Raw genomic sequence first — 16,170 nt, forward strand, 5'->3', positions numbered from 1 at the left:
GGAGCCGGAGCCGGAGCCGGAGCCGGAGCCGGAGCCGGAGCCGGAGCCGGAGCCGGAGCCTGAGCCCGAGTCCCTGCGTCGGGTGATCTCGTCCAGCGGCTCGTCGGCGCCCCCCAGGAAGGCCCACGAAACCGAGACCATCCCCGAGCCGGCGTCTGACCAGAGCCCAGAGCCGACCCCCGTCGCTCACGACGACGGTCCGACCGTTCCCGATCTGGCCGCCAAGGTACACGGGGCTCCCCGTGTACCGCCGCCCGGTGCCACGCCGCCCCTTTCAACATCCGGCAAGCCGATTCCGCCGCCACCCGGGCCACCGGTCTCGGCGTCCGGCAGGCCGATTCCGCCACCGCCAGGCACCGTCTCGCGACCGAGCGGGCCGCCACCCGGTGGTCATCCGGGTCGTCGTACCGGTCCGCCCCCAGTTGGCCGTCGCCCACCGATGGGTGGGGGACCGCGGGAGTCGGTTCCCGGCGCCGGCGGAGGCCCCGGTGGAGGCCGACCCGGTGGTGGTCCCGGTGGAGGCCGACCCGGTGGTGGTCCCGGTGGCCCACCCGGTGGTCGTCCCGGTGGCCCACCCGGTGGTCGCCCCGGCGGTGGACCTGGCGGCGGTCGCCGTCCACCACGCCGAAAAGGACGTCGTCGGCGTCGCCGTGAGGAACTCCAGCCGATGGACCTGCCGGCCTACACGCCGGATGACACCGCCGTGCCCGAGGGCGAGGTTGTGGTCGAACGTGCCTGTACCGCTCAGGACCTCGGTCCAAGACTGAACCGCACGGCGGCCGACGTCGTCCGCTTCCTCATGCAGCAGGGAGAGATGGTCACGGCCACCCAGTCCCTGTCCGACGACATGATCGAGCTGTTCGCGGCCGACCTGGGTGTCGAGATCCGCATGGTTGACCCTGGCGAGGAGCAGGAGGTTGAGCTGCTCAAGCTGCTCGACGTCGTGGACGACGACGACGACGACGACGCTCCGGTCCGCCCACCAGTCGTTACCGTCATGGGACACGTTGATCACGGCAAGACCAAGTTGCTCGACCAGATTCGAAACGCCAACGTCGTCGACGACGAGGCCGGTGGAATCACCCAGCACATCGGCGCCTACCAGGCCGAACGCGATGGTCGACTGCTGACCTTCATCGACACCCCGGGCCACGAGGCGTTTACCGCCATGCGGGCCCGCGGCGCCGAGTCCACCGACATCGTCGTCTTGGTGGTGGCCGCCGACGACGGCGTGATGCCCCAGACCGTGGAGGCCCTCGACCATGCTCGGGCGGCGGAAGTGCCGATCGTCGTGGCCGTCAACAAGATCGACCGGGAGAACGCTGATCCCCAGAAGGTCCTTGGCCAACTGGCCGAGCACGACCTTGTTCCGGAGTCCTGGGGCGGGGACATCATCACCGTCGAGGTGTCTGCCCTCCAGAACCTTGGGATCGACGACCTTTTGGACAACCTGAACGTGTTAGCGGAGCTCGAGGACCTCCGGGCCGACCCGGAGGGGCGGTCCCAGGGCGTGGTCCTGGAGTCCTTCCTGGACGTCGGGCGGGGACCGGTGGCCACCGTGCTGGTCCAGCGCGGCACCCTGAAGGTCGGTGACCCACTGGTTGCCGGAGCGGCGTGGGGGCGGGTGCGGGCCCTGGTCGACGACCACGGAAATCAGGTCAAGCAGGCCGGGCCATCTATGCCGGTCCAGGTACTGGGCCTATCCGACGTGGCCGACGCCGGCGAGGGCTTCGTCGTCGCCCCCAACGAGAAGATCGCCGGTCGGGTGGCCGACAAGCGGGGCCATTGGCGCCGTCAGGCCAACATCGGCCGGGACGCCCACGCCCTGTCGGGCGGCGCCCGCCTGGAGGACATCTTCGAGCAGATCCAGAAGGGCGAGGCGGCCACCCTGAACCTGATCGTCAAGGCCGACGTGAACGGTTCGCTGGAGGCCGTCACCGAGAGCCTCCGCAAGCTTGAGCGCGAGGACGTGAAGTTGGCCTTTGTACACCGGGCGGTGGGTCGGATCACCGAGAACGACATCCAGCTTGCTGCCACGTCGAATGCCACCATCATCGGCTTCAACGTGCGGCCCGAGCGCAAGGCCCGCGAGATGGCCGACGCCGAGAACGTGGAGATTCGCTCCTACGAGATCATCTACAAACTGATCGAGGACATTGAGTCAGCCATGCTCGGTCTGCTGGCCCCGGAGTTCGAGGAGATCGTGACGGGCGACGCCGAGGTCCGGGAGATCTTCTCCGTCCCCCGCGTTGGAAAGATCGCCGGCTGCTACGTCACCAACGGCACCATCACCAGAGGCTCCAAGGTGCGCTTCCTCCGGGAGGGCGCCATCATCTGGAAGGGTGAGGTCAGCTCGCTCCGCCGGTTCAAGGACGACGTACGGGAGGTCCAGTCGGGCTTCGAGTGCGGTATCGGGCTCTCCGACTACCAGGACCTCAAGCAGGGCGACGTCATCGAAACATTCGAGGAACGGGAGATTCCCCGCGCCTAGGGGTCGGCCATGGGACGGGGAGCACCCCAGGGGCGTCGCTCGGGTGGGGCCACCCGCGGCTACGACCGGACCGATCGGCTCAACGAGCTCCTGGTGCGCATCTTGGCCGACGAGGTTGAGCGCATCGACGACGACCGCTTGGGATTCCTCACCGTGGCCGGTGTGGAGACCGACCGTGACCTGAGCATGGCCCGGGTCTACGTCACATCTGACGTCGACGACCACGGGCTTCTGGAGGCCTTAGCCGAGCACCGGCCGCGGCTCCAACGGGCCATCGGATCCCAGGCCCGGGTTCGACGCGTCCCCCCGTTGACGTTCGTGGTCGACGACACGGTCCGCTCGGCCGACCGCATCGAGGAGATCCTTCGCGGGCTTGCCCCGTTCGACGAGGAGGAGTGAGGTGGCCGACCGGCCGGCCGAACCCGACGGGGTCGTAGTTATTGACAAGGAGGCCGGCTGGACCAGTCACGACGTGGTGGCGCGCTCCCGGGGCGTGCTAGGCACCCGCAAGGTAGGCCACTCGGGGACGTTGGACCCCGACGCCACAGGGGTTCTGGTCCTCGGTGTGGGTCGGGCCACCCGCCTGCTCCGCTTCCTGACGGCTCTGCCCAAGGAGTACACGGGCCGGGTCATCCTGGGGACCGAGACATCGACGCTGGACGCCTCGGGCGAGGTAACCGCCGTCCATGACATGTCGGCCGTGGATCCGGACCAGGTAGTGGCCGCAGCACGGGCATTCGTTGGCGTCATCCAGCAGGTTCCACCCATGGTGTCGGCGGTCAGGGTCGGTGGCCGGCGACTCCACGAGATCGCCCGGGAGGGCGGTGAGGTGGAACGAAATCCCCGAACGGTGACCGTGCACCGCTTCGACGTGGCACCCGGCGACAAGCAGGGCACCTACGACATAGCGGTGGCTTGCTCCTCGGGGACTTACATTCGCACCCTTGCAGCAGATCTCGGGACGGCCCTCGGCGGTGGCGCCCATCTCCGCGACCTCCGTCGGACCTCGATCGGGTCGTTCACCGAGGTTGAGGCCCGCCCAGTCGAGACCCCCATCCTGCTGCCCATGACCGAGGCCCTGCGCGATCTGGGTGGCGTTCATGTCGACGAGGCCACGGCCGTTGACGTTTCCTTTGGCCGACCGTTGGACCTCGACCGCCTGGGCGTGGAGCCGGGGTCCACCGAGGTGGGCCCGTGGCCGGTCCACGGACCGGATGGGGCGCTGCTGGCCGTGTACGAGCCCCACCGGGGTGGGGCCAAGCCGGCTGTCGTCCTGGCCCCCGCCGTTTCCTGAACGGTTCCGACGGACCGACAGCCGCTCGCTAGCCTCGCCGTTGTGGAGATCCGCCGGGAGTTGAGCCCCCACGACCCCTCGTCGCCGGGGACCGCTCTGACCATCGGCGCCTACGACGGCGTGCACGTCGGCCACCAACAGGTGGTCGCCGAGGTCCGCCGCCTGGCCAAAGAGAGGGAGTTGGCCTCGGCGGTTGTCACCTTCGACCGGCATCCGGCCACCGTGGTCCGGCCCGAGTCGGCGCCGCTCTTGCTGACTGACAACGAGCAGAAGTTGGAACAGCTGGCCATCACGGGAGTGGATCTGACCCTGGTGGTGCCGTTCGATGAGGTGCGAGCCATGGAGTCCGCCGAGGAGTTCGTGGCTGACGTACTGGTCGGGTGCCTGGGAGCCAGGCTGGTGGTGGTCGGGGAGGACTTCCACTTCGGTCACCAGCGCTTGGGCAACGTGGCGCTCCTGCGCGACATGGGCTCCAGGATGGGCTTCGAGGTCCTCGGCCTGGGCCTGATCGGCTTGACCGGCAGCCCGGCTCGCGACCACGAGCAGGTCTCGTCCACCTTCATCCGGCGGGCCCTGGCCCGGGGCGACCTGAAGCGGGCCAATGCCATGCTGGGCCGCCCCTACGAGGTCCGGGGCGTGGTTGACGCAGGTGACGGTCGGGGCCGGGAACTGGGGTTCCCGACAGCCAACGTCCGTGTCGATCCCTCGATTCTGCTTCCCGAGGACGCCGTGTACGCCGGCTGGTACGAGAGGCCCGACGGCACGGTGCATCCAGCGGCCGTATCGCTAGGGACCCGACCTCACTTCTACGAGGACGGTGCTGTGCTTCTGGAGGCCCACCTGCTCGACGTGGGCGGGCCGGACGATGGCGGCCCTGACCTCTACGACGAAGAGGCCCGGGTTCGGTTCACGCGGCGGCTCCGTGACCAGCGCACCTTTGACGGCGTCGAGGCGCTCGTGGAACAACTTCATCGGGACGTGGTGGACACCCGGGTCGCCCTGGCCTGACCGGACCTCGCGTGGACCTTCTCGATGTCGTCCTGCTGGTCGTCGGTGGCCTGTTCGCAGGTTGCGTGAACACCATGGCCGGGGGTGGGTCGCTGCTAACCGTGCCGCTCCTGGTGCTGACCGGCGTGCCGGGCGATGTGGCCAACGGCTCCAACCGGGTTGGGATCCTGGCCTCCAACGTAAGTGCCATGGCTACCTTCCGACGGCTCAGGGTCTCCGGCGTGTCCCGGGCGCTTCCGGTGCTGGTGCCTGTGGTCGCTGGGTCACTCACCGGGTCACTGCTGGTCTCCCAGTTGGCTGCCGAGACCTTCGAACGGGTCTTCGGGGTGGTGATGGTCCCGCTCTTAGTCCTGTCGCTTCGCCCCCCGAGAATCGGTGCGGCTACTCGCCACTGGTCGCCGACCACGGCGGGAATCGTGTTCTTCGGCGTGGGTTGCTACGGCGGGGCATTTCAGGCCGGTATCGGCCTGCTCTTGGTATTGGCCCTGTCCCGGTCCGGCCTGGACCTAGTGCTTGCCAACGGCATCAAGGTGGTGGTCATCCTGGTGGTCACCGTCACCGCCCTCCCGGTGTTCGTCGCCCGGGACCTGGTCGATTGGGCCCCGGCCCTCGTCCTAGCCGCCGGCTTCGCCGCCGGCGGGGGTCTCGGGGCCCGCTTTACCGTGGTCGGGGGAGCTCGGGCGGTCCGTCCGGTGATAGCGGTGGCAGTGCTGGCCATGTCAGGACGCCTCCTCGGCGTCTACTGAGGGCGGACCCGGCTGGGTGGCCAGGACCGGACCGCCGGTACGCTGACCTGCACAACACAGTCCTCGGGGTTGGGTGAAAGTCCCGACCGGCGGTGAATCGGAGCGATCCGACCAGCCCGCGAACCCCGAAAGGTCGCCGTGAGGCGCCTTCCGGGGCCGATCAGGTGCGAGTCCTGGGCCGACGGTCAGAGTCCGGATGGGAGAGGACGTCGGAAGCGGAGTCGTCTTCGCGACCGCTGACCCTTCGGGTCACCGTCGGTCGTGTTGGTCGACGCCGGGTCCCGTCGGCTCCCGCGACCCCTCCCGGGGATCGGATACGCAGGAGAGAACGGGACACATGTTCACGGGAATCGTCGAGGAACTCGGCGCCGTCCGGTCGGTCGACGAGGTCGGCGCCGGTCGTCGTGTCGTCGTCGAGGCGACCACCGTGCTCGACGATGTGACCCTCGGCGCGTCAATCGCCGTGAACGGCTGTTGCCTCACCGTCGTGGAGTGGGCGGACGGCTGGTTTGCCGTCGACGCCGTCCCCGAAACGCTCAACTGCACCACCGTCGGTGGCTTGAGTCCCGGCGATCCAGTCAACCTGGAGCGGCCGCTGGTCGCTGGTGGACGGTTGGGCGGCCACGTGGTCCAGGGCCACGTCGACATGGTCACCGAGGTGTTGGCCGTCCGGGAATTGTCTGACGGCTCCCGTCGGCTGTCCTTCCGCCTACCCGACGAGTTGGCCGGCAAGGTGGTCGAGAAGGGTTCGGTCACCCTGGACGGGGCCAGCCTGACCGTGGCTGCCGTCGACAACGACACGTTCGACGTGGCCCTCATCCCCCACACCCTCCAGGTCACGACGTTCGGCCGCCGGGCTCCCGGCGACCAGGTCAATGTCGAGGCCGATGTCCTCGCCCACTACGTGGCCGGCCTGCTGGCTGCCGGGCGTATCCCTGCCAATGAAGGGAGCGGTTGATGCCGCTATCCAGCATCGAAGACGCCATCAAGGCCTACGCCCGGGGCGAGTTCCTGGTCGTGGTGGATGACGAGGACCGGGAGAACGAGGGTGACCTCATCATCGCCGCCGACGCCATGACGCCGGAGAAGATGGCGTTCATGATCCGCCACACCAGCGGGGTGATCTGCGCCCCCATGTCCGACGAGCGAGCCGACGAACTGGACCTGCCGCTCATGGTGGTCGAGAACACCGAATCGATGCGTACGGCGTTCACGGTGTCGGTGGATCTGGCGGAGGGCACCTCAACCGGGATCTCGGCTTCGGACCGGTCGGCCACCGTGGTCGGCCTGTCCAATCCGGACCGGCGCCGTGCGGAGTTCGCCCGTCCCGGGCACATCTTCCCGCTACGGGCCCGAGCGGGCGGCGTGCTCAAGCGTGCTGGACACACCGAGGCTGCTGTCGACCTGTGTGCCTTGGCCGACCGGCAGCCGGTGGGGGTGCTGTGCGAGATCGTCAACGATGACGGCACCATGGCCCGACTGTCCGACCTGGAGGTTTTCGCCACCGAGCACGGGCTGCAACTCATCACCATCGCCGACCTGATTCGCCACCGTCGACGCCATGAGAAGTTGGTCGAGCACTTCGGTTCGGCCCGTATCCCCACGAAGTACGGCGAGTGGACCGCTCACGCCTACGTGTCCCTGCTGGACGAGGACGAGCACGTGGCCTATGTGCTGGGCGACCTGGGCTCGGTCGACGCCCCGCTGGTCCGGGTCCACTCCGAGTGCCTGACCGGAGACCTGTTGGGATCCCTGCGCTGCGACTGTGGTTCCCAACTTGATGCCGCCCTGGCCCAGATCGGGGTCGAGGGGGCTGGTGTGGTGGTCTACCTACGAGGGCATGAGGGTCGGGGTATCGGCATCGGCCACAAGCTACGGGCCTACGGCCTTCAGGACCAGGGGCTGGACACCGTGGACGCCAACCTCCAGCAGGGGCTTCCGGTGGACTCGCGGGAGTATGGCGTGGGGGCCCAGATGCTGTCCGACCTCGGCATCACCCGCATGCGGCTCATGACCAACAACCCGGCCAAGTACGGCGGCCTGGAGGGCTATGGCCTGGAGATCACTGACCGGGTTCCGTTGGACACCTCGCCCAACCCGGAGAACGTCCGGTACCTGGAGACCAAGCGGGACCGCATGGGCCACATCCTTGACGAGGCGGGAGCCGAGGGGGGAGCGTCGTGAGGGCACTGGACGCTCCCCTGGATGGCGCCGGCCTGCGGATCGGCTTGGTGGCCGGCCGGTTCAACGACTTCGTATCGTCCAGCTTGGTCGCCGGCACCCGGAATCGCCTGGTGGCTCTCGGGGTGGCCGACGACGACGTGGACCTGGCTTGGGTGGCCGGGGCGTTCGAGGTGCCGTTGGCCGCCCGGGCTATGGCCGAGTCGGGCCGCTACGACGCCGTGGTATGCCTGGGAGCGGTCATCAGGGGCGAGACCCCACACTTCGACTACGTGGCCGGCGAGGCAGCGGCCGGGATTATGCGAGCCGGCCATGACACCGGCGTACCCGTGGTGTTCGGGGTGCTGACCACCGACACCGTGGAGCAGGCCATGGAGCGGGCTGACGAGGAGCGGGGCGATAAGGGCGCTGACTGCGCCGATGCCGCGGTCGAGATGGTCCGCCTGCTGGCTGCCATCCGCGCTGACTGACCGGCCGACTCAACTGCCGAAGGCCTCCTGGCTCTGGCCGAAGCTGAACTCCACCACGTTCCCGTCGGGATCGGTGAGGGCGCATAGGTAACCGATGGGCGGGGGTAGTTGCTCGGCCTCCCAGTGCAGGCAGCCCTCAGCCCGACCCCGCTCGGCCATGGCCTCCACCTCTGCTGGGCCGTCCACGTCGAATCCCAGGTGTGCGAACGGCGACAGGATGGTCTGGGGTTCACCTAAGTCCCGGGCCTCGAACGATTGCACCACCACCAAGCCGAACTCGGACCCCTCCTCGGCTAGCCACGCCACCTCGCCGTCCACGTCGACTCGACGGTGGAAGGTCCGCATCGCTGTGTGGTCCTCGTACCAGGCAATGGTGGCGTCCAGGTCACGGCAGGGGAGCGCCAGGTGGGTGAGGCGGGTGGCCATAGGGCGACAATACGATGGCTGGGGACCCGGAGGGCGGCCGGTTGTCAGCATTCATCCGGGGTGGTCCGTAACGGCGCCGCTGGTACCCTTTGCCTCCGAGGACGACCCGACCGGGTCGTTCAGGGTCGGAATCGAAGACCTCCGGCCCTCCGAATGGCTTCCGGTGGCGCACAGCGCACCACGAGGCTGGGTCCGATACCCGAGGTTCCGATGCCGACCAACCTGCCCCCCAAGGGCGACACCATCGAGTCCAACCGGCTGCACGAGAGTGACACCGGTTCTCCCGAGGTGCAGATCGCACTCCTGAGCGACCGCATCAACCACCTCACCGACCACCTGAAGGTCCACAAGAAGGACCATCACAGTCGGCGCGGGTTGTTGATGGTGGTGGGTCGCCGCCGGCGGCTACTCGACTACGTCAAGAAAAACGACGTCGAGCGTTACCGGGCGATCATCGCCAAGTTGGGTCTTCGCCGATAGGTCGAATCTGATTCCGGGTGACCTGTGGGTCGGCCGGGTCGCGTCGGGGACCGGACCACCGGGACCGACAACCAGAACGATGAGTGGGGACGGACGACACGCGTCCACATCCCCAACATGCCGCAGATCGCGGCCGTCGAACCGTCCGAAGTCGTTTCGGGCGGGCTACGAGAAGAGAGAAGCATGACTGAAGCAACCACGGTTTCCTGCACATTCAGCGGGACCGACAAGACAATGTCGTTCGAGACAGGTCGTATGGCCGGTCTCGCCGGCGGAGCCGTCCTGGCTCAGATCGGCCGTTCCACGGTCCTGGTGACCGCCACCGGAGCGAAGTCCCCCCGACCGGGTGCGGACTTCTTCCCACTCACGGTCGACATCGAGGAGCGGATGTACGCCGCCGGCAAGATCCCCGGCTCGTTCTTCCGTCGTGAAGGTAGGGCGCCGGAATCGGCGATCCTGACCTGTCGCCTCATCGATCGTCCGCTACGGCCAATGTTCCCGGACGGCTTTCGTAACGAGGTCCACATCGTGGGCACCGTCGTTGGTGCCGACATGGAGAACCCCCACGACGTGCTGGCCCTGAACGGCGCCTCGGCGGCCCTGATGCTGTCCGGCATCCCGTTCGACGGCCCGGTCGGTGCGGTGCGCATCGCCTGGACCGCGGCCGGCGAGTGGATTCCGCATCCCACCTACGAGGAGGGCAGCGAGTCGGCCTTCGAGATGGTCGTGGCCGGTCGTCTGCTGGACGACGGCGACGTCGCGGTGATGATGGTCGAGGCTGGTGGCACCGAGGCCACCTGCGACGTCTACGAGGCCGGTGCCCCGAAGGTCGACGAGGCTGTTCTGGCCGACGGCCTGGAGTTCTCCAAGCAGTTCATCCGCGAGGTCATCGAGCTCCAGAAGGAGCTCGTGGCCGCCGTGGGAGCGCCGGAGATCATGGCCTACGAGGTCACGAGCGACTACACCCCCGAGGTGCTCGCTGCGGTCGAGGCTGCCAGCGCCGAGCGCATCGCCGAGACCCAGACCATTGCCGACAAGGCCGAGCGTGGTGCCGCCGAGTCGGCACTCAAGGCCGAGCTCCTCGACGAGCTGCTTCCGCAGTTTGCTGACGTGGACAATGCCGATCGCCACATCGCCGGTGCCATCCGTGCGGTCACCAAGGAGGCCGTGCGATCCCGCATCGTCACCGAGGGCGTCCGCATCGACGGGCGTGGCACGGGCGACCTCAGGCCTGTGTCGTCGGAGGTGGCGGTCATCCCCACGGCGCACGGTTCGGGCCTCTTCCAGAGGGGCGAGACCCAGGTGCTGAACTTCACCACCCTGGGTACTGGGCGCATGGACCAGATGATCGACGGCATCGACCCGGTCGACCGCAAGCGGTTCATGCACCACTACAACTTCCCGCCCTTCTCGACCGGTGAGACAGGCTTCATGCGGGGTCCGAAGCGTCGTGAGATCGGCCACGGTGCGCTCGCAGAGCGGGCCCTGTTCCCGATCATCCCGAGCTTCGAGGAGTTCCCCTACACCCTGCGCCTGGTGTCGGAGGTCCTTGCGTCCAACGGCTCGAGTTCCATGGGTTCGGTGTGCTCCTCCAGCCTTTCGATGATGGACGCCGGTGTGCCGATCAAGGCCCCGGTGGCCGGCATCGCCATGGGCCTCATCTTCAAGGACGGCGAGTACGTCACCCTCACCGACATCCTCGGTGCGGAGGACGCCTTCGGTGACATGGACTTCAAGGTGGCCGGTACGGCGGAGTTCGTCACCGCACTCCAGTTGGATACCAAGATCGACGGCATTCCCGCCGACGTCCTGGCCAACGCCCTGAACCAGGCCAAGGAAGCCCGACTGGCGATCCTTGGAGTCATGGCTGAGGCGATTCCCGGACCGCGCGACGACGTCGGCGAGAACGCGCCGAAGATCGAGGCGTTCGAGATCCCGGTGGAGAAGATCGGTGAGGTCATCGGTCCGAAGGGCAAGATGATCAACACCATCCAGGCCGAGACCGGAGCCGACATCAGTGTCGACGACGACGGCATGGTGGGCATCGTGTCTATCGCCTCGCCGGACCGCGACAAGGTCGCCGAGGCCAAGCGCCAGGTCATGCTGATTGTGGATCCGCCCACCGCCGAGGTGGGTGCTGTCTACGAAGGCCGGGTGGTGAACATCACCAAGTTCGGTGCCTTCGTCAGCATCCTTCCCGGCCGTGATGGACTGGTCCACATCTCCAAGCTCGGTGGCGGCAAGCGCATCGACAAGGTGGAAGACGTGCTGGAACTGGGCCAGCCGTTGACGGTCGTGGTCGAAGACGTCGACCCGAACGGCAAGATCTCCCTGAAGCCGGCCGGCGATGCACCATCCAAGCCGGCTGCCAAGGCCCCGAAGAAGGCGGAAGAGGCTCCGGACGACGACGTTCCTGAGGTCGACGACGTAGCCGACGAGGTGGTCGACGATTCGGATGATGACGACGTAATCGACGACGGTCCCATCGAGGCCAGCTTCGAGGACGCCTTCAAGAACGAGCTCGAAGCGGTCCACGGGGACCTAGGGGTGGCCGTTCCCGCTGGTCGCGGTCGCGGTGGCGGTGGCGGTGGCGGTGGTCGCCGTCGGCGGGGTCGCTGAGCACTCCCGCTGACCGGGGCCGCCGACACGGCGCCCCTGCGGCCACCGAATCGGTGGTCGAGTTGAGCCTGCCCGAACACGGGCCGACTGCAGGACCGAGCGTGGTGTCCGAACGGATGCCGGATGCCCGCTCGGTCTCGGTCGGCGTATGGGTGGGCGTCGGAGGTCGGGACGAGGATCCGGCGGTGTCCGGCGCCTCGCACTTCCTTGAGCACCTGTTGTTCAAGGGAACCGACCGGCGGACGGCCCGGGCCATCGCCGAGATGGTGGACGCCACGGGCGGCGAGATGAATGCCTTCACGTCCAAGGAGTACACGGCGTACTACGCCCGAGTCCCGGCAGGTGACCAGGAGTTGGCCACCGCTCTGCTAGCCGACGTCATCGGCGAGCCTGCCTTGCGGGCCGCCGACGTCGAGACTGAGCGGCAGGTCATCCTGGAGGAACTCCACCTCCAGGCCGACGATCCTGACGACGTGGTGTTCGAGCTCCTCTACGAGGCACTGTTCCCCGGCCACCCGTTGGGCCGCGAGGTGCTGGGGTCCGAGGACTCGGTGGCCACCATCGCCCGCCACGACCTGGTCGAGTTCCACGACCACTGGTATCGGGCGCCCAACCTCGTGGTGGCTGCGGCTGGGGCCGTCGACCACCACGCCCTAGTGGAGCAGGTGGGCGAGGCCTTCGCCTCCCGAACGGACGGTATGACGCCTGTCCGTGCCGGACCGTCGGAGGAACCGGTTGAGGCCCGACGGATCACCCGACCCACCGAGGCAGCCCACGTGGCCTGGGGATGGCGCGGCCTGCGACGCGACGACCGTCGACGCCACGCCCTGGCCCTTGGGATCCACGTATTGGGCGGGGGGCTGTCCAGCCGTCTCTTTCAGACTGTGCGCGAGGAGAAGGGGTTGGCCTACAACGTCTTCGCCTCGCCGGCCGGTTACGAGGACGCCGGCGTGGTGTCGGTTTACGCCGGTACGGCCCCCGAGCGAGCCGATGAACTCCAGCGGGTAGTGGCCGACCAGGTGGCCGAGGTGGCCGCCCATGGGATCACAGCCGAGGAGATGGACATCGCCCGCGACGGGTTTGAGGGGTCAATTCTGCTGGGCCTGGAAGACTCCGGGAGCCGGATGTCCCGGCTGGGCACCAGCCAGAGCCTCCTAGGCCGCGTGGTCCCCTTAGACGAGTACGTCGACACCCTGCGGGCCGTCACTCTGGACGATGTCAACGCCGTGCTGAACGAGGTGCTGTCTCCCGAGGCGGTCGTGGCCCTGGTGGGACCGACCGCCTGAACCCAGCCGGGCCGCCGCGACGGTGACCGCTAGCCTCACCCCATGTCCGGAGATCCGATCCGTGTCGGTGTGCTTGGGGCCGCCGGCCGCATGGGCCGTATGGTGGCCGGAGCGGTCACGGCCGCCGAGGGGATGGTCCTGGCCGCCGCAGCCGACCCGTCGGCTCCCGGGTCGGAGGTCTCCGGAGTGACCTTGGTGGCCGACGTAGGGGACCTGCTCAACGCCGGTGTCGACGTGGTCGTGGACTTCACGGTGGCCGAGGCCAGCCGGACCAACCTGCCGGTCCTGGCCGCGGCCGGGGTACACGTCGTCGTCGGCACCAGTGGCCTGGGTGACGACGACCTGGACAACCTTCGGGCTGCCTTCACGTCCAGCAACTGCCTGGTGGCTCCCAACTTCGCCATCGGTGCCGTTCTCATGATGCGCTTCGCCGAGATGGCAGCGCCGTGGTTCGAGACGGCCGAGATCGTGGAGGTCCATCACGACGGCAAGGTCGACGCCCCGTCGGGCACTGCGACGGCCACCGCCGAACGCATGGCGGCCGCCTCCTCGGACTGGGCACCCGATCCGACCACCCGGGAGGCGGTGGCCGGGGCCCGGGGTGGGGTAGGACCGGCGGACATCCGCATCCATTCGCTGCGCATGAGGGGCGCCGTGGCCGACCAGGAGGTCATCCTGGGGACTACCGGCCAGACCCTGACCATCCGGCACGACACCACCGACCGCAGTTCGTTCATGCCCGGGGTGGTGCTGGCCATAGGCCGGATCGCCGAGGTGCCCGGCGTGACCGTGGGCCTCGACGCGCTGCTCGGCCTCTAACCCGGTTCCTACCGTGGATTCCGGTACCCGGCGTTTCTTGAGGCCGGCATGGATCGCCTCGCACGTGCTGGTAGCCGCCCTGCTAGTGGCCACCACCAACCTGGGCTTCTGGCAACTCCGTCGCCTGGATGCACGACAGGACTACAACGCCAGGGTGGTTGCCCGGGCCGACGAGCCCGTGGTGGCCTTGGCCACGGCGTTCGGGGCCCTGACGGAGGGCAGACCGCCGGAGGACCTCCGCCATGTGCGGGTCACGGTGTCCGGCACGTGGGACGTCGCTTCGGAGGTCTATCTGGCCAACCGCTCCCGAGACGGGGTCCCCGGGGTCCACGTGGTGACCCTGCTGCGGATCGAGGGCGCCCGTCCCAGCGTGGGGGTGGCCGTCGACCGGGGGTTTGTCCCCCGGGTCCACTACCTGAAGGGGGACCGGTCGGCCTGGGCGCCTGCCAGAGGAGAGGTCGAGGTGGTAGGCAGCCTGGAGGTCGGCCGGATAGGCGAGCGGGGCCACGGATCCGAGGTGGACCGCATCGACCTGGAGGCTTTGTCGGACCGGTGGGGAATCCCCGTGGCGTCGATGTGGATCCGGGCTGCCGCCAACGGGTCGGCGGGTTGGCCGGCCTCCACGCCGGCGGAGGACTTGGGCGACGGGCCCCACCTCTCCTACGCCGTCCAGTGGTTTGTATTCACCCTCATCGGCTTGGGCGGCTATCCCCTGGTCCTCTACCGGCTGGCCCGCCGGGACCCGGGGGTAGCGTGAGCAACATGTCCTACGCCAGCCCGGCCGAGCTCCTCGTCGTTCACGACTTGCGCGTCCGGGGCTTCGCTGACTCAGCGGACGTAGCTGTCGCCACAGGGCTGGAGATTGACGCCGTCGGGGCCCACCTGGCCGACCTAGAGGCCGCCGGCCTGGCCCGCTACCGCGACGGACGCGTGTCGGGCTGGATGCTGACCTCTGACGGCCGGACCCACGGCGAGGAGTTGGTGGCCGCCGAGTTGGACGGCACTGGGCTCCGGGACGAGGTAGACGCCGCCTACCGACGCTTCCTGGACGTCAACCAGGCCTTCCTGAGCCTCTGCACCGACTGGCAGATGTGTCCCAATCCCGAGGATCCGGGCGCCGAACCAGTGGTCAACGACCACACCGACCTGGTCTACGACGGGATGGTGATCGACCGTCTGGGTGAAACTGATGCTGCCGTGCAGCCGGTGTGTGCGACGCTGGCCGGGGTCCTGGGCCGCTTCGGGGACTACGGCGACCGGCTAGCCAGGGCATTGGACCGGGTGAGGTCCGGGGACCTGGATTGGTTCACCCGGCCGATGATCGACTCGTACCACACGGTGTGGTTCGAGTTGCACGAAAACCTGCTGGCCACCCTGGGGATCGAGCGGGCAAGGGAGCACGCCGCCGGCTGAGCCGGATTGGGCGTCCGAGACGAGGAGGAAGCGGAGATGGAGCCGAGGTTCGGTCGGGTGATCACCGCCATGATCACTCCGTTTGCCGCCAACGGGTCGTTGGATCTGGACGGGGCGGTGGAGTTGGCCCGCTGGCTGGTGGAGCAGGGCAACGACGGTCTGGTGCTGGCCGGGACGACCGGCGAGTCGCCGACCCTGACCCACGACGAGCAGATCGCCCTGGTGGAAGCGGTGGTCGGTGCTGTGGATTGTCACGTCATCGCCGGTGCTGGAAGCAACGACACGGCTGCTGCCGTAGAGCTGACCGAGCGGTGCACGGCCGCTGGGGCCGACGCCATCCTCACTGTCACCCCGTACTACAACCGTCCGTCGCAGCTCGGGCTGTTCCACCACTTCCGGGCAGTAGCCGAGACCACCACGCTGCCGGTGATGCTCTACGACATCCCGATCCGGTCGGGTCGCAAGATCGACACGGCCACCATCCTCCGCCTGGCCGACGAGGTCCAGAATGTGGTGGCCGTGAAGGATGCGGCGGGCGACGTGAGCGAGACGGCCCGCTTGGTGGCCGCCGTCCCCGAAGGTTTCGAGGTCTACAGCGGAGAGGACGCCCTGACCTTGTCGCTGCTGGCTGTGGGGGCGGTCGGCGTGGTTAGCGTGGCGTCTCACTGGGCGACCCCGGAGACGGTGGCCATGGTGGACGCCTTCTTCTCCGGCGACGTGGCGGGCGCTACGGCGGCCAACCAGCGCCTGATCCCCTCCTGGGAGTTCGAGTCGGGCGACCTCAATCCCAACCCGATCCCCACCAAGGCCATGATGAAGGTGCTGGGCCTGCCCGGAGGCGACTGCCGCGCACCCATGGGGCCAGAGCCCGACGAACTTCAGGACCTGGCCCGACGGATCCTTGTCGGGCTCGGCCGCGGCTGACCGCAGCCGGACC

General features: G+C 68.3%; 16 protein-coding genes and 1 riboswitch. Of the genes, 15 read left to right on the plus strand and 1 reads right to left on the minus strand.

Annotated elements, in window-relative coordinates; genetic code table 11:
• Positions 1-667 precede the first annotated feature (667 nt).
• The 8 genes from infB (at position 668) to ribH (ending at position 8,190) form a co-directional block, all read left to right on the plus strand.
• Complete coding sequence (gene infB / locus MK181_07225; GenBank protein ID MCH2419590.1) at positions 668-2,491, plus strand: translation initiation factor IF-2; 1,824 nt, start codon at positions 668-670, stop codon at positions 2,489-2,491.
• A 9-nt stretch (positions 2,492-2,500) separates the two neighbouring features.
• A complete protein-coding gene (gene rbfA / locus MK181_07230; GenBank protein MCH2419591.1) occupies positions 2,501-2,890 on the plus strand; it encodes a 30S ribosome-binding factor RbfA in 390 nt (129 codons plus the stop codon).
• 1 nt (position 2,891) lies between these two features.
• The gene (truB, locus tag MK181_07235; GenBank protein ID MCH2419592.1) at positions 2,892-3,785 is read left to right on the plus strand and encodes a tRNA pseudouridine(55) synthase TruB; all 894 of its coding nucleotides are present in this window, start codon (positions 2,892-2,894) and stop codon (positions 3,783-3,785) included.
• A 42-nt stretch (positions 3,786-3,827) separates the two neighbouring features.
• Positions 3,828-4,793, plus strand: a complete 966-nt coding sequence (locus MK181_07240; protein ID MCH2419593.1) for a bifunctional riboflavin kinase/FAD synthetase — start codon at positions 3,828-3,830, stop codon at positions 4,791-4,793.
• A gap of 11 nt (positions 4,794-4,804) precedes the next feature.
• Positions 4,805-5,539: a sulfite exporter TauE/SafE family protein gene (locus tag MK181_07245; GenBank protein MCH2419594.1), complete on the plus strand. Its 735-nt coding sequence runs from the start codon at positions 4,805-4,807 to the stop codon at positions 5,537-5,539.
• 55 nt (positions 5,540-5,594) lie between these two features.
• Positions 5,595-5,751, plus strand: a riboswitch (FMN riboswitch).
• 125 nt (positions 5,752-5,876) lie between these two features.
• Complete coding sequence (locus MK181_07250; protein ID MCH2419595.1) at positions 5,877-6,497, plus strand: riboflavin synthase; 621 nt, start codon at positions 5,877-5,879, stop codon at positions 6,495-6,497.
• Entirely contained in the window at positions 6,497-7,723 is a 1,227-nt protein-coding gene (locus MK181_07255; GenBank protein ID MCH2419596.1) for a bifunctional 3,4-dihydroxy-2-butanone-4-phosphate synthase/GTP cyclohydrolase II, read from the plus strand. Before MK181_07250 ends, MK181_07255 begins: the two co-directional genes overlap by 1 nt.
• On the plus strand, positions 7,720-8,190 hold the full coding sequence (gene ribH, locus MK181_07260; GenBank protein ID MCH2419597.1) for a 6,7-dimethyl-8-ribityllumazine synthase: 471 nt from the start codon (positions 7,720-7,722) through the stop codon (positions 8,188-8,190). The genes MK181_07255 and ribH overlap by 4 nt, the downstream gene beginning before the upstream one ends.
• A gap of 9 nt (positions 8,191-8,199) precedes the next feature.
• On the opposite strand, the gene MK181_07265 is transcribed toward ribH, so the two are convergent.
• Positions 8,200-8,616: a VOC family protein gene (locus tag MK181_07265; protein MCH2419598.1), complete on the minus strand. Its 417-nt coding sequence runs from the start codon at positions 8,614-8,616 to the stop codon at positions 8,200-8,202.
• Between the two features lie 210 nt (positions 8,617-8,826).
• Here MK181_07265 and rpsO point away from each other — a divergent pair, with 210 nt between their 5' ends.
• The 7 genes from rpsO to dapA all read left to right on the plus strand — a co-directional run bounded on the left by rpsO (position 8,827) and on the right by dapA (position 16,157).
• Positions 8,827-9,096, plus strand: a complete 270-nt coding sequence (gene rpsO, locus MK181_07270; GenBank protein ID MCH2419599.1) for a 30S ribosomal protein S15 — start codon at positions 8,827-8,829, stop codon at positions 9,094-9,096.
• A gap of 183 nt (positions 9,097-9,279) precedes the next feature.
• Positions 9,280-11,715, plus strand: a complete 2,436-nt coding sequence (locus MK181_07275; protein ID MCH2419600.1) for a polyribonucleotide nucleotidyltransferase — start codon at positions 9,280-9,282, stop codon at positions 11,713-11,715.
• Positions 11,716-11,819: 104 nt separating this feature from the next.
• A complete protein-coding gene (locus MK181_07280; GenBank protein ID MCH2419601.1) occupies positions 11,820-13,001 on the plus strand; it encodes an insulinase family protein in 1,182 nt (393 codons plus the stop codon).
• A gap of 42 nt (positions 13,002-13,043) precedes the next feature.
• A complete protein-coding gene (gene dapB, locus MK181_07285; protein MCH2419602.1) occupies positions 13,044-13,820 on the plus strand; it encodes a 4-hydroxy-tetrahydrodipicolinate reductase in 777 nt (258 codons plus the stop codon).
• Between the two features lie 37 nt (positions 13,821-13,857).
• Entirely contained in the window at positions 13,858-14,577 is a 720-nt protein-coding gene (locus tag MK181_07290; protein ID MCH2419603.1) for an SURF1 family protein, read from the plus strand.
• Between the two features lie 5 nt (positions 14,578-14,582).
• Positions 14,583-15,233 carry a hypothetical protein gene (locus MK181_07295; GenBank protein MCH2419604.1) on the plus strand — a complete coding sequence of 217 codons (651 nt, stop codon included), beginning with the start codon at positions 14,583-14,585 and terminating at the stop codon, positions 15,231-15,233.
• Between the two features lie 36 nt (positions 15,234-15,269).
• Positions 15,270-16,157 carry a 4-hydroxy-tetrahydrodipicolinate synthase gene (gene dapA / locus MK181_07300; GenBank protein MCH2419605.1) on the plus strand — a complete coding sequence of 296 codons (888 nt, stop codon included), beginning with the start codon at positions 15,270-15,272 and terminating at the stop codon, positions 16,155-16,157.
• The last annotated feature ends 13 nt before the right edge of the window (positions 16,158-16,170 follow it).

This window comes from Acidimicrobiales bacterium, from assembly GCA_022452035.1.
In the GTDB taxonomy this organism is placed as follows: domain Bacteria; phylum Actinomycetota; class Acidimicrobiia; order Acidimicrobiales; family MedAcidi-G1; genus UBA9410.

Bases quoted from the DNA above. Each gene is read 5' to 3' on its own strand.
- MK181_07295 (MCH2419604.1), top strand. From the start codon at position 14,583: ATGTCCTACGCCAGCCCGGCCGAGCTCCTCGTCGTTCACGACTTGCGC.
- MK181_07275 (MCH2419600.1), top strand. From the start codon at position 9,280: ATGACTGAAGCAACCACGGTTTCCTGCACATTCAGCGGGACCGACAAG.
- dapA (MCH2419605.1), top strand. From the start codon at position 15,270: ATGGAGCCGAGGTTCGGTCGGGTGATCACCGCCATGATCACTCCGTTT.
- MK181_07255 (MCH2419596.1), top strand. From the start codon at position 6,497: ATGCCGCTATCCAGCATCGAAGACGCCATCAAGGCCTACGCCCGGGGC.
- MK181_07265 (MCH2419598.1), bottom strand. From the start codon at position 8,616: ATGGCCACCCGCCTCACCCACCTGGCGCTCCCCTGCCGTGACCTGGAC.
- rbfA (MCH2419591.1), top strand. From the start codon at position 2,501: ATGGGACGGGGAGCACCCCAGGGGCGTCGCTCGGGTGGGGCCACCCGC.
- infB (MCH2419590.1), top strand. From the start codon at position 668: ATGGACCTGCCGGCCTACACGCCGGATGACACCGCCGTGCCCGAGGGC.
- rpsO (MCH2419599.1), top strand. From the start codon at position 8,827: ATGCCGACCAACCTGCCCCCCAAGGGCGACACCATCGAGTCCAACCGG.
- dapB (MCH2419602.1), top strand. From the start codon at position 13,044: ATGTCCGGAGATCCGATCCGTGTCGGTGTGCTTGGGGCCGCCGGCCGC.
- MK181_07250 (MCH2419595.1), top strand. From the start codon at position 5,877: ATGTTCACGGGAATCGTCGAGGAACTCGGCGCCGTCCGGTCGGTCGAC.